Origin of the sequence: Lentzea albidocapillata subsp. violacea (genome assembly GCF_900100275.1) — a bacterium.
In the GTDB taxonomy this organism is placed as follows: Bacteria; Actinomycetota; Actinomycetes; order Mycobacteriales; family Pseudonocardiaceae; genus Lentzea; species Lentzea violacea.
Genome location: NZ_FNET01000007.1, coordinates 274,505 through 286,692, shown reverse-complemented (window position 1 = coordinate 286,692; position 12,188 = coordinate 274,505). Strand labels below are relative to the sequence as shown.

Annotated in this window: 11 protein-coding genes; 9 read left to right on the top strand and 2 right to left on the bottom strand. The window is 70.0% G+C overall.

Annotation, left to right across the window (positions count from 1 at the left end; all coding sequences use genetic code 11):
* The first annotated feature begins 273 nt into the window (after positions 1-273).
* The 3 genes from BLR21_RS18565 to BLR21_RS18555 all read left to right on the top strand — a co-directional run bounded on the left by BLR21_RS18565 (position 274) and on the right by BLR21_RS18555 (position 3,718).
* Positions 274-1,236, top strand: coding sequence for an SMP-30/gluconolactonase/LRE family protein (locus tag BLR21_RS18565; protein WP_090007154.1), 963 nt, complete (start codon positions 274-276; stop codon positions 1,234-1,236).
* A 35-nt stretch (positions 1,237-1,271) separates the two neighbouring features.
* Positions 1,272-2,168, top strand: coding sequence for an MBL fold metallo-hydrolase (locus BLR21_RS18560; protein WP_090007062.1), 897 nt, complete (start codon positions 1,272-1,274; stop codon positions 2,166-2,168).
* A gap of 71 nt (positions 2,169-2,239) precedes the next feature.
* Positions 2,240-3,718 (top strand): carboxylesterase/lipase family protein, encoded by a 1,479-nt coding sequence (locus BLR21_RS18555; RefSeq protein ID WP_090007061.1) that lies wholly within the window; start codon positions 2,240-2,242, stop codon positions 3,716-3,718.
* Here BLR21_RS18555 and BLR21_RS18550 read toward each other — a convergent pair.
* Together BLR21_RS18550 and BLR21_RS18545 are read right to left on the bottom strand one after the other, a co-directional pair.
* Positions 3,696-5,282 carry a choice-of-anchor M domain-containing protein gene (locus BLR21_RS18550; RefSeq protein ID WP_176929692.1) on the bottom strand — a complete coding sequence of 529 codons (1,587 nt, stop codon included), beginning with the start codon at positions 5,280-5,282 and terminating at the stop codon, positions 3,696-3,698. The genes BLR21_RS18555 and BLR21_RS18550 overlap by 23 nt on opposite strands.
* The gene (locus BLR21_RS18545) at positions 5,279-6,574 is read right to left on the bottom strand and encodes a choice-of-anchor M domain-containing protein (protein WP_176929691.1); all 1,296 of its coding nucleotides are present in this window, start codon (positions 6,572-6,574) and stop codon (positions 5,279-5,281) included. The genes BLR21_RS18550 and BLR21_RS18545 overlap by 4 nt, the downstream gene beginning before the upstream one ends.
* 181 nt (positions 6,575-6,755) lie before the next feature.
* Here BLR21_RS18545 and BLR21_RS18540 point away from each other — a divergent pair, with 181 nt between their 5' ends.
* The 6 genes from BLR21_RS18540 to BLR21_RS18515 all read left to right on the top strand — a co-directional run bounded on the left by BLR21_RS18540 (position 6,756) and on the right by BLR21_RS18515 (position 12,167).
* A complete protein-coding gene (locus tag BLR21_RS18540) occupies positions 6,756-7,403 on the top strand; it encodes a choice-of-anchor M domain-containing protein (protein WP_218130903.1) in 648 nt (215 codons plus the stop codon).
* Entirely contained in the window at positions 7,400-8,035 is a 636-nt protein-coding gene (locus tag BLR21_RS18535; RefSeq protein WP_090007058.1) for a choice-of-anchor M domain-containing protein, read from the top strand. Before BLR21_RS18540 ends, BLR21_RS18535 begins: the two co-directional genes overlap by 4 nt.
* Before the next feature lie 63 nt (positions 8,036-8,098).
* Entirely contained in the window at positions 8,099-9,643 is a 1,545-nt protein-coding gene (locus BLR21_RS18530; protein ID WP_256334769.1) for an anchored repeat ABC transporter, substrate-binding protein, read from the top strand.
* Between the two features lie 14 nt (positions 9,644-9,657).
* Positions 9,658-10,554, top strand: a complete 897-nt coding sequence (locus BLR21_RS18525) for a choice-of-anchor M domain-containing protein (RefSeq protein ID WP_090007151.1) — start codon at positions 9,658-9,660, stop codon at positions 10,552-10,554.
* The gene (locus BLR21_RS18520) at positions 10,551-11,294 is read left to right on the top strand and encodes an anchored repeat-type ABC transporter ATP-binding subunit (RefSeq protein ID WP_090007057.1); all 744 of its coding nucleotides are present in this window, start codon (positions 10,551-10,553) and stop codon (positions 11,292-11,294) included. Before BLR21_RS18525 ends, BLR21_RS18520 begins: the two co-directional genes overlap by 4 nt.
* Positions 11,295-12,167, top strand: coding sequence for an anchored repeat-type ABC transporter permease subunit (locus tag BLR21_RS18515; RefSeq protein WP_090007056.1), 873 nt, complete (start codon positions 11,295-11,297; stop codon positions 12,165-12,167). It begins immediately after the preceding gene.
* The last annotated feature ends 21 nt before the right edge of the window (positions 12,168-12,188 follow it).

Genomic DNA, 12,188 nt, shown 5'->3' with positions numbered 1-12,188 from the left:
TCGCTGCGTATCCCTGGCTGGGACAGGCAACACGCTCAAAGCCGGCACATACTCGGATCCATGAGCGGAACTACACGGCTCGGTGACTTCCTCAAGGCGCGGCGCTCGCAGCTTCGTCCGGATGTTCTCGTGAACCGGGTCAGCGCGGCGTCACCGCCACCTCACGGCCGCTGACGGCCGCTGCAGTCCTCCACCTGGGCGAAGCACGCCCTGGCGGTGATCACCCCCTGAAAGGCGCGGCGCTGCCGCATGCCTGAAAACAGTGAGGAAAGCATGTCCGCGAAACTTGCCAAGCAGTCACTCGTAGCCGCTGTCCTGGCCGCGAGTTCGCTGTTCGCGCTCGGCGCCGCTCCGGCGTCGGCCGCCTCCTTCCCGCTGTGCGCGGCGCGCGTCGTCCAGCACTTCGACCTGGACAAGGGGCAGACTCCCGAAAGCATCGTGCTCTCCCCGAACGGCACGGCCTACGTGGCCTTCGCCAAGGCCCGGCAGATCGCCGAGATCTCGCCCAGGGGCGCAGTCCGGATCCTGGCCACGCTGCCCGCGCCCGCGGACGGCGGAGTCAACACCCCCGCCATGGGTTTCCCCCTGACGGTCGGTATCGACCGCGCTTCCGACGGCACCCTGTACTTCCTGTACGCCACCGGAACCGCCGACCTCACCGGCGTGTGGCGCCTGCGTCCCGGCGGCACGCCGCAGCGCATCGCGGCGTTGCCCGCCACCAGCCTGCCGAACGGCCTCGCACTCGACCAGAGGACTCGTAGCCTCTACGTCGCGGACTCCACCGGTGCCGTCTGGCGGGTGTCCACTAAGGATGGTGCCGCGACGGTCTGGTCGTCTGACAGGGAGCTCGCACCGGCCGGCTTCCTCGGCGCGAACGGGATCAAGCTCCGCGCCGGAGCCGCATGGGTGACGAACCTCGACCAGGGCACCATCGTGCGCATTCCGTTGCACACCAACGGAAAAGCGGGTTTCGCACAGGTCACCGCCACCGGCCTGACCGGAATCGACGACTTCGCCTTCACCGGCAAGGGCAACGAGATCATCGCCGCCCTGAACACCACCAACCAGGTCGCGCTCGTCAAGCCCGACGGCACCCACCACGTGGTGCTGACCGCCGCCGACGGACTCCAGGGCCCGACCGCGATCGCACTGCGCGGCCGCGCCGTCTACGTGCCCAGCGCCGCCTACCTCACCGCGAAGGACCCCAACCTGCTGCGGGCCCACCTGGCGCGCTGACAGTCCGCATCACCGGAAACCAGTGAGGTAACACGATGAACGAGCTCAAACTCGGTGATGTCACGGTCACCAGGGTCGAGGAGATGCACGGCCCGATCATGCCGGCCGGCCAGTTCTTCCCCGACCTGCCCACGTTGGCCTGGCAGGACAACCGCGCGGTGCTGGTGCCCGATCACCTCGGCGAGCAGGACGACATGGTCCACGTCGCCATGCAGACCTGGCTGCTGCGCAGCGAAGGCAAGGTCGTTCTGATCGACACCGGTGTCGGCAACGACAAGTCACGGCCCGCGGTCGACGCGTGGGACCACCTGCAGTCGAACTACCTCGACAACCTCGCCTCGGCCGGTGTGTCGCCGGAGGAAGTCGACCTCGTGATCAACACCCACCTGCACGTCGACCACGTCGGCTGGAACACCCGGCTGGTCGGCGGCGCCTGGGTGCCCACGTTCCCCAACGCCGCCTACCTGATGCCCAAGGCGGACTTCGAGTTCTGGAACCCCGCCAACAACTCCGGCATCGCGGGCGGCGTCAACGAGAACGTCTTCACCGACAGCGTCGCTCCCGTCCACGAGGCCGGCCAGGTCCAGCTGTGGGAAGGTGGCCACACGATCGACGCGAACCTGCGGCTGGAAGAGGCCTCCGGCCACACCCCCGGTTCGAGTGTCGTCCTGCTGGACTCCGCAGGCGACCGGGCCCTCTTCGCGGGTGATCTCCTGCACACCCCGTTGCAGATCATGCACCCCGACCACAACAGCTGCTTCTGCGAAGACCCTGTCCGCGCTCGCTCCACCCGGCGCAGGCTGCTCGGCTGGGCCGCGGACACCAACGCTCTCGTACTGCCCGCGCACTTCAGCGGCCACGGAGCACTGGAGGTGGCGAGCCGGGGCGACGCGTTCGAGATCAAGAACTGGGCCCCGTTCACCCGGTACTGACAGCACGGTCGGAGGCCGTCACCCAGCTGTGGTGACGGCCTCCGGCTTCCGCACATCGTCGAGGAAGTCCCATGCCATCAACCGATGCCGCCATCGTCACCACCACCTCCGGCCCGATCCGCGGCCGCGCCCACGAGCACGGCACCGTCTACCTCTCGGTGCCCTACGCCGCTCCTCCGGTCGCCGGCGCCCGGTTCACCGAGCCGGGTCCTCATCCCGGGTGGACCGAGGTCCGGGAGGCGACACAGCGAGGAGCCACCGCGCCGCAGCCTGTCCGGGACCGCTTCGGAGTCCTCGACATGTCCCCCTTCTTCGGCCCCGGCTGGCTGCGTGGCGACGACTACCTGACCGTCAACGTCTGGGCCCCGAGACAGGACGGGCCGCATCCCGTCATGGTCTTCGTCCACGGCGGCGGCTTCATCGCGGGCTCCAGCCACGCACCGCTCTACGACGGGTCGGCCTTCGCACGCGACGGGGTCGTCCTGGTCTCCGTCAACTATCGCCTGGGCGCTTCCGGCTTCCTGCACCTGCCCGACGCTCCGGACAACCGCGGCCTGCTCGACGTGCGGGCCGCACTGGGCTGGGTGCGGGACAACATCCACAACTTCGGCGGTGACACGGGCAACGTCACCCTGTTCGGCCAGTCCGCCGGAGCCATCATCGTCGGCGGCCTCCTCGCCGATCCGCTGTCATCAGGCCTGTTCCAGCGCGCAATCGTCCAAAGTGGAAGCGGTACCGCCACCTTCACCCCCGAGCAGGCGAGCATCGTCACCGCGGCAGTCGGACACGAGCTGGGATTCGCTCCCACGGCGGCGAGCCTGGCCGACGTTCCCGACGAACGCCTCGTCGCGCTCCTGCCGCGCCTCAACGATCTGGATCTACGGACCTCCTCCCACCACGACCCACTCGGCGGCATCACCCGCTTCGGCCTCGTCACCCAGGACCAACCCGCCGCCGCGGTGGCCGCCGGGCACGGTGCGGACGTCGACCTGCTGATCGGGTCGAACCTCGACGAGGGCAGCCTCTACCTGGCACCACTAGGCCTGCTCGAGGCCACCACCGACGCCGACGTCCACGCCGCGGCAGCACGCTTCCACCCCGACCCTGATGCCGCGGTGCGCGCGTACCGGCAACAACACCCTTCGGCCGGCCCCGCAGAACTCCGTGTCGTCATCCTCGGCGACGGGCTGTTCCGCTCCGGCACCCGCGCCCTGGCCACCGCACATGCCACCGCCACGCCAGGCCGCACCTACCACTACGAGTTCGGCTGGCGCTCCGACGCGATCGGCGGTCAGCTGGGCGCGAGTCACGTCATGGAACTCCCGTTCGTATTCGACAGGCTCTCCCTGACCACGTTGCACGGACCGAACGCGCTACTGGGCAAGGCCGAGGCACCCGCCGGACTCGCGTCCTCGATGCACCAGACGTGGGTCAGGTTCGCGGAGACGGGCAACCCCGGCTGGCGCAGCCACGATCCGGTCGACGGCTACGTCCATTCGATCGGAGCGACCACGACCGCCTCGGCACTCAGTGACGACGTCGGCGGCTGAGCAGCAGGACGGCGATTCCACCGATGGTGAGCAGGGAAGCCAGGAGAACCGCTGTGCCAAGGCCGCCGACGCCGGTCGAGGCCAGACCGCCGCGGACGGGCGCGGGTGCGGATGTGGTGGTCGGTGGGGTGCTGGGCGCCTTGGTGGTCGTCGTGGCCGGAGGTGCGCACGAGCGGCCGGCCGTCGGATCCACGTCGCCCACGGCGATCGTGAAGACGTCGCTGTCAGTGGCAGTGCGGCCATCGGCGAGGGTCGCGGTGACGTCCACGGTGACGCGGTAGGTCCCCTCGGCGCTGAAGGCCCAGTTGGCGTGGGCGTGCGTGCCCAGCGGAACGGTGATCACGTCCGGGAGGCCGTCGGCCGAGTCGACCAGGACGGTCGGGGTGAGGCCGGTGAGGAACACGGCCATGCGACCTGGACCGTCCACAGCGGACATTCGAACGCTGACGTCGCCGGAGATGTCCTGCGGGTGCAGGGACTCGGTGTTCCAGCCCGCCCAGACGATGCCGGGGATCTGGGTTTGCGGGATGAGCCACACAGGTGCGCCGGGTGAGCCGAGGAAGCCGTAGGCCGGGTCGTCCGGCACGGTGTTGCGGGCCGCGGGAACGAGGTGCAGCACCACGTCGGAAGGATCGCGCCACACCGCCGCGTCCGGCCCAGTGGTGCCGTCCTTGACCTCGGTGCGCAACGCGCCCTCGCGGAGACGTGGGGCGATGAGGTCGACATGGCCATCGTTCAGCACGACGCACGATGCCGGGGGCACGGTGGTTGTCGTCGAGGCGGTCGTCGTGGTGGCGGCGGTGGTGGTCGTCGTGGTCGTCGTTGTGGTGGTCGTCGTTGTGGTGGTGGTGGTGGGTACGCCTGGTCGGACAGTGCCGGGATCGATGTCGCCGACGGCGATCGTGTAGGTCGTGGTGTCGCGCAGCGGTGCGCCCGCGGGCGTCGTGGCTTCGACGGTGAACGCGAGCCGGTAGACGCCCTGCGCGGAGAACGTCCAGTTCGCGTGGGCGTGTGTGCCCAGCGTCAGTGGGTGGTGTTGTGGCAGGGGTTGAGCGGTGTCGAAGATGCGGGGCAGCGGCTCGCCGAACGGACCGGACTGGAAGACCGTCAGCCTGCCCGGTGCGGGGGCGTCCCGCTGGTCACCGGAGACGGAGTCGAGCGTCCAGCGCACGGAGTTCGGATCCACCTGGGCCGCGGTGAGGGACTCGGTGTTCCAGCCCGCCCAGACGACGTTGGGGTCCTGCACCTCGGGGATGAGCCAGAGATCGCTGCCGGCCGGGCCGAGGAACGCGTACTCGGGCAGGTCGGGCACCTGGAGGCGGGACTCCGGCCGCACGTGCGTGACGACCTGCTCGGGGTCGTGCCACGTCGGCGGTGTGGTGTTGCCGTCCTTGTAACGCACGTCCAGGACGCCCTCGGTCACGACCGGTGCGAGCAGGTCGACGTGGCCCTGGTCGATGACGGTCGTGGTGTCCTGGGCGAAGGCCGTGGCGAGGGACAGCGAGGTGAGCGCGGCCACCGTCACGGTGGCGAGCGCGGCCAAGCCGCGGTTCAAGGTGCTCACGAGGTCTTCTCCTGGACGCGGCGGCGGGTGATGACGAGCACGGCCACACCCGAGGCGAGCAGAGCCAGGCCCAGGCCGGTGACGGCGGGCAGGCCGGCGGGGCCGGTCGACGCGAGAGCGGTGGTGGGATTGCGGTTGGCGGTGCCGGGCTGCTGCTGCGTCGGTGACGAGGTGCCGTCGCCGATCGTGAAGGTGTAGGTCTCGGTGTCGGTCAGCGGTCCGCCGGCACCGGGTGCGGTGGCGGTGAACGTGAGGCGGTAGCGGCCAGGTTCGGCGAACACCCAGTTGGCGTGGGCGTGCGTGCCCAGTGGCACGGACTGCACGTCCGGGAGACCGTCGGTGCTGTTGAAGAGGACCGACGGCTCGCCGAACGAGCCGGTGGTGAACAGGCCGAACGCACCGGGACCCTCGACGGCGGTCAGCGACCACGTCACCGGTCCGGACACGTCGGCCGGACGCAGTTCCTCGGTGGACCAGCCCGCCCAGAGGAGGTCGGCCCGCTGGGTCTGCGGCAGCAGGAAGACCTGCTTGCCCGCCGCGCCGAGGAACGCGAGTTCCGGGCTCGCGGGCAATGCGGTCCGCGAAGCGGTAGTGGCCTTCAGTTCCACGTCGGCCGGCTCGCGCCACGTCGTGGTGCCGGCGACTGTGCCGTCCTTGACCTGGATGTGCAGTCCGTCCGGCAGCAACCGGGGCGCGACGGCGTCGACGTGTCCCCTGTCGATGACGACGCGACCGGTGGCCGTCGGTGGTTGTTGCGCGGCGACACGAACCTGCGGGCTCGGCGTGGCCACCTCGGGCCGAGGAGCCGGCGGGACGACCTGAGGCGCCACTGCGGGGCGAGCCGCCTCGGCGACCGACAGGGCGTAGACGCTCTCGACGGCCAGCGGCCGGCCGTCGAGAGCGTGCGCGGTGGCTTCGAGGCGGAGCTCGTGCCCGCCCGGTCCCGGCGGATCGACCTGGAGCGTTCCGGTGGACGCGACGGGTACCGCGACGGGCTCCGCCGCCGGTTGCCCGCTGTCCACAACGGACGCTCGCAGGGTGACCCTGTCGCCGAAGACGGTGCCGGGCTTGATGGAACCGGTGTCCCAGGTCAGCTCGACGGGCCTGGCCGGATCGGCCGCCTCGACCCGCTGTCGTGCGACCTCGATTTCGAGACGATCTCCGGCGACGTCCAGGACGGCGTCCGCAACGGGGTCAACAGGTTCGGCGAGCACGGCGGGCGCACTCAGCAGCAGTGCGGCGACAACGGCGAACAGCCCCGCCGTGACGCGTGTGGACGCACGCACGCGCATGTGTTTTCGAACCTCCAGGCACCAGCACCGCCCGATCGGCGGCGCGACCCGACCGTAATACAAACGAAAATCATTTCCAATAGGCCATTCAGCCCTGTTGACAACGATTTTCATTGACAAGACTGCGATGTGTGCCGCGGCCCGCTCGGGCCGCACCACCGCACGATTGGAGTCCACGTCCGTGCGCACCACTGCACACATCGCCCTGCTCTTCGCGGCAGCGACCGGGTTGACCACCCTCACCGCCGCGCCCGCCACCGCCGAAACGATCACCACGATCGACAGCGGTCACGTCGACGTCTTCGGTGTCGCCTTCGAGGACGGCGCCTTCCACCTGCACGTCCACGACGAAGCCGCCGCGGCCGAGTACGAGCCCTCGGAGGTGCTGCTGGTCGCGAAGTCCGCCGCCAGGACATCCGTGCCCGCCGACCCCGCGTACGGATTCCTCGGCACGCCCGGCGCGCCGGTCTGGGTCCTGCCCCAGGTGCAGGACCCGGACCTGCTGTGGCCCGGGATCGCCGCCGAGGAGATCGAGCCGGGGATCTTCACGGAGGGCACGCTGAAGCTGAAGGTCGAGTGCGTCCGCGGTCCCGGCGACTTCAGCATCTTCACCACCGACGCCGTGGGTGCGCCGACCGTCCTGGTGGACAGCGGCGACGGCCTGCCCGACCGGATCGAACTCACCGCCGGAGGGCACCAGCACGCCAACTGGGCGTTCGAGGCCGCCGGCACCTACACGGTGACCGTGCGCGCCGCGGGCGTCCTCGCCGCGACCGGGCAGAAGGTCGTTTCCGAGTCCGCCACCTACCGTCTCAAGGTGAACCGATGATCCGCCGCCTCACCGCCGTCGCACTGGCCGCCGGGCTCGCCCTGGTGACTTCGGGTACCGCACACGCCGCGGTGACCCTCTCGTCCGGCCACGCCGACGCCATCGACGTCGACTGGACCGGCAGTGCCCTCACGCTCGACGTCCGCGACGACACCGTCGTTCCCGGCGCGGACCGCGACCCGTCCACCGTGACGCTGAACGCCGTGCCGGCGAGCCGCACCACGGTGCCGTCGAACCCCTCCTACGCGTTCCTCGGCTCCCCCGGCTCGCCGGTGTGGATCCTGCCGCAGAGCCAGGCGAACGGCGTGCTGTGGGCGGGCTTCAGCACCGAGGGCGTGCCGACGGGCGTACTGCAGGGCAACGCGCTCACCGTGAAGCTGGTGTCCGTCACCGGACCCGCGGGCTTCAGCGTCTTCACCACGGGCTCCTTCGGCACGCCGACCGTGTGGTTCGACAGCGGCAACGGCCTGCCCGACAGCCGCTCGTTCGCCGTGAACACCCACGCCCACGCCAACTGGGCGTTCGAAGCGGCCGGTACCTACACCGCGGTCTTCGAGGTCACGGCGACCCAGGCCGCCGGCGGCGCGGTCACCACGGGCCAGAAGGCCTACACCTTCACCGTTCAACCGTGATCCGTGCGGAGGCCGGCGTTCGCCCCGGCCTCCGCATCTCGCGCGACAGATTGGCGTGACGACGTGCTCCTTGGCTTGCGCCGGCCCCTGCTGGCCGGGTTGATCGTCATGGTGGGGGCTTCGGGCTGCGCCGCTCCCGCCTCGCTGAGCGATCGCGACGGCCGGTTGCAGGTGGTCACCACGACCGGACTGCTGCAGGACCTCGTGCGCAACGTCGGCGGGCCGAGGGTCAACGTCACCTCGCTGGTGCCCGACGGAGCAGACCCGCACTCCTACGAACCGAGCCTGCGTGACGTGCGGAACGTGGTGTACGCGGACGTGGCGTTCAGCAACTACGTGATGCTGGAGGAGCACTCCGTCATCAGAGCCCTGGATGCCAACCTCCGCCCGGAGGCGGCGAACGTCTCGCTGGCCGAGGACGCCGTCAAGTACGCCGCCGAGATCATCCCGCTGGTCGAGGACGTCACGCTGGACACCGTGTGGCTCGGACTGCGGGCCAGGGGCGACGGGAAAGCTCACGGCGCGAACCGCGCGTCGGAGGTCCTGCTGAGCATGACCGCCGCCAGCGGTCCCGGGAACGTCTACGGCTACCTCACCGGGTCGTTCGGCGACGCCGACATCTACTTCGACTCCAGCAACGGTTTCGACCCCGGCGACGGGTACGGCGACGACACCGCGATCCTGCCCGCCGACGCCCACACCCACATGTCCTGGGCGTTCACCCGGCCTGGTGTCTACGAGGTGACCCTGTCCGCACAACTGCGGGTGGACCAGCGGTCCCGACCGGTCCCGCTCGGCGAGTCGAGGTTCACCTTCGCGGTCGGTGTACAGCCCCCGAACCGGCCTGTGCAGGTCGACCGCGGGCACGCCGACCTCACCGTCGATCTGGACCGCGAGCAGGTCTACGCCCTCTTCGATCCGCAGGGAGGCGGGGAGAAGGCGCAGCAGGTCGTGCCGGCGGCCGATGCCGTCGTCGTGGTGCCGAGCAAGGCGCTCAGCGAGATCCCCGCCGGGTTCGGGTTCCTGGGCCGGCCCGGTGAGCGGGTCTACCAGCTCGCCCAGGCCGTGCTCGGCAAGCACGTGCACGGCGAGATCGATCCGCACCTGTGGCAGAACGTGCGCAACGCCATGGCCTACACAAAGGTCATCCGGGACACGCTGATCGAGAAGGATCCTGGGGGCGCGCGGGAGTACCGGCGCAACACGGAGACCTACCTCGCTGAGCTCGACACACTCGACCGGTACGTGCGCGCGCAGATCGGCGAGATCCCGGCGGCGCGCCGTCATCTGATCACGACGCACGACGCGTTCGGCTATCTCGCCCAGGCGTACGGCATGAGCGTGGCCGGGTTCGTCACGCCCAACCCCGCCACCGAGCCCTCCCTGGCCGACCGCCGCAAGCTCACCGAGACGATCCGCAACCTCGCGGTGCCCGCGGTGTTCCTCGAACCCAACCTGGCCGCCCGTTCGTCGACGCTCACCCAGGTCGCCGGCGAGCAGGGAATCCGGGTCTGCCCGATCTACGGCGACACCTTCGACGGCGAGGTCACGACCTACGTCCGGATGATGCGGTTCAACGCCGACTCGCTGCGCGACTGCCTGCGCTGATGAAAGAGGAGTACATGAGACGGTCCCTGCCGAGCGCCCTGCTGGTCGTGGCGGCGCTGCTGGCGCCCGCCGCGGCCCTGGCGCAGCCACCCGGCGACGGGCCGGACCAGACGATCGCGCCCGACCAGCGGATCGCGTTGGAGGAGGCCGTGCTGGCGCGCGGCCACGTGGACATCGGCCCTCGTTACGTCGACGGCGCGTGGAAGCTGATGGTGCATGACGACACCGGCGAACAGTCCGTGTGGCGGAACCTGGATCGCACGGCGTTCCAGGTCTCGGACAAGGCTCTGCTCACGGTGCCGGACAACCCCGCGTACGCCTTCATCGGCAAACCGGGTGCGCGGGTGCACGTGCTGCCGCAGGTGCAGAACCCCGAGGTGACCTGGGTCGGCTGGAACACCCAGGACCCCGAGGTGATGGAGGTCGTCGACCGCGGCGTCACCCTGACCCTCACCGGCGTCGACGGTCCCGGCGAGTTGTTCGTCTACCTGCAGGCCGGCAACTTCGGCGCCGCCGACGTGCTCTGGAACTCCACCAAGGCCGGACGCCAGGACATCTGGGTCGACACCAACACGCACACGCACGCCAACTGGGTCTTCACCACTCCCGGCGTCTACCTCGTCCAGGTGGAGGCGCACGCGAAACTGATAGACGGCAAGGAGGCTCGCGACACCGCGACGCTGCGCTTCGCCGTCGGTGACGCGACCGATGCCAGATCGGCCTTGTCGGCTGCGTCGCGAACGTCAGCGAGCGCAACACCTTCCGCCGTGTCCGAAAAGGACACTGCCGGCGGTTCGGGACCGCCCTGGGGTGTCATCGCACTGATCGCCGCCGTCGCCGTGCTGGCTGTGCTCGTCGTCGTTGTGATCGTGCGCGGCCGCGCGGCGAAGCGGCAGGGGACATCCGGGTGAACGCGCTGCGGGTGAGCGGGCTGGCCGTGGATCTGGGCGGACGCCGGGTACTCACCGACGTCGGCCTCACCGTCGACCGAGGCGAACTGGTCGGGCTGGTCGGGCCGAACGGGGCGGGCAAGACCACGTTGCTGCGCAGCCTGATGGGCCTGCTGAAACCCAAGGCGGGTCAGGTCGAGGTGGACGGGGAGCCGGTGCGCCGCGCGGGCACCGGCCTGGGTTACGTGCCTCAGCGGCACGAGTTCGCCTGGGACTTCCCGCTCTCGGTGGAGGGCGTGGTGATGACCGGCCGCACCGGACGGCTCGGCCTGTTCCGCAGGCCGCGGGCGGCGGACTGGCGCGCGGTGGTCGAGGCGCTCGACCGGGTGCGCATGGCCGATCTGCGGACCCGGCCGGTCGGCGAACTGTCCGGAGGGCAGCGTCAGCGCGTGCTGCTGGCGAGGGCGTTGGCGCTCCAGCCGTCGGCGCTGTTGCTCGACGAGCCCTTCACGGGCCTGGACATGCCCACTCAGGAACTGCTCTCCGACCTGCTGCTGTCACTGGCCAGGGACTCCAACGCCGTGCTGACCACCACCCACGACCTGCCGGGCGCGCTCTACACCTGCGACAGGCTCATCCTGCTCAACCGCACGGTCGTCGCCGCGGGGCCGCCGGATCAGCTGCGCGACGAGAAACCGTGGATGGACACCTTCGGCGTCAGCGAGGGCAGCCCGTTGCTCAAGATCCTCAAGGCGGTCTGAATGTCCCCCATCGACTTCCTCCGCGACCTGGTCAACCCCGACCTCGCGTTCCTGCCCAAGGCGTTGCTGGTCGCGGTGATGTCCTCGATCGTCTGCGGCGTCGTGGGCTGTTACGTCGTCCTGCGGGGAATGGCGTTCATCGGCGACGCGGTCGCACATGCCGTGTTCCCCGGACTGGCCATCGCGTTCGCGGTGTCGGGCAACCTGATCCTCGGCGGCACCATCGCCGGTGTGGCGACCGCCGTGCTGGTCGCCGTGTTCTCGCAGAACCGGCGGCTGCGCGAGGACTCCGTCATCGGGATCTTCTTCGTGGCCGCGTTCGCGCTGGGCATCGTGGTGATCTCCCGGGCACCGGGCTACGCGGGATCGTTGCAGCAGTTCCTTTTCGGCTCCATCACCGGCATCCCGGACGAGGACCTGTACACGGTCGCGGTGACCGGCATCCTCGTGCTGGGCGCGGTGTTCCTGCTGCACAAGGAGTTCGTCGCGGTCACCCTCGACCGGGAGATGGCGCGGGCGACGGGGCTGCGGGTGTTCTGGCTCGACATCGTGCTCTACGTGCTCGTCACCCTCGCGGTGGTGATCTCGGTGCAGACCATCGGCAACATCCTGGTGCTCGCGCTCCTGGTGACGCCCGCGGCGACCGCGCGCCTGCTGACCGACCGGCTCGCCGTGATGATGCTGCTGGCGCCGGTGATCGGCGGCTTGTGTGCGCTGGCCGGTCTGTACGTGTCGTGGTCGTGGGACTTCCCGACCGGGGGAACGATCGTCCTCGTCCTCACCGCGGTGTTCCTCACGGCCTGGGTTCTGGCGCCCAAGCACGGTCTGCTCGCCCGCGCCCCACGACGCCGGGCCGAGAGCATCGCGAGTTAGCCCCGTCCACTACAAGAGCGC